This window comes from Bradyrhizobium sp. 35 (assembly GCF_023073215.1).
Taxonomy (GTDB): Bacteria; Pseudomonadota; Alphaproteobacteria; order Rhizobiales; family Xanthobacteraceae; genus Bradyrhizobium; species Bradyrhizobium canariense_D.
The window spans coordinates 1-557 of record NZ_JADPJC010000117.1; the positions used below are offsets into that span (position 1 = coordinate 1).

1 pseudogene is annotated in these 557 nt (G+C 66.1%); it reads right to left on the reverse strand.

Annotated features, from left to right (window positions below):
• Window positions 1-557, reverse strand: a pseudogene (locus IVB36_RS40565) (IS5/IS1182 family transposase); the annotation flags it as partial.

The following is a 557-nucleotide window of genomic DNA, read 5'->3' on the forward strand; positions in this document are numbered from 1 at the left end:
GAGCTCGGCGATTGTTGGTGACGATGGAGGCCTTCACGCCGAACTCGTAAGGGGCTGAGGCCTTGCCTTTGCCGATGCACTCCACCTCCGGGGCATGAAATGAATAGAGCTTCCAGCCGCGCTGGCGCTGCTGCTGGGAGCGGATCTGGCTGGCTCGGCCAAGCGGAAGGGCGAATGCCTCCTCGAGGGCTGGCTGGCGCTCGATCTTGCGACGGATGTCGCGGATGATCCGGCCCAGCCGGCTGCGCAGGATACGCAACTGCCGCTGATGCCGGCTGAACTGTTTGGCATGGGCGTAGCGGCCCGCCATCATCGCAGCGGCCTTGGCCACGCGAGAATAGGATTGCCGCAGCCTGACGGCGTGCCTTCTCGCCAGGCGATTGAGGCCCTGGATGGCCGCATGAAGCAGCTTGGCGTCGGTCGGAAAGGTGATGGCCTTCGGCTGCACCGTGGTATCAACCGTGACGCGCTTGAGGTCCTGGCTGCGTAAGGCGCCGGCTTCGTGCGCCACCCGCAGGCTCTCGGCCAGCAGCAGCTCCAGCTTGTCGCCGAGCCGC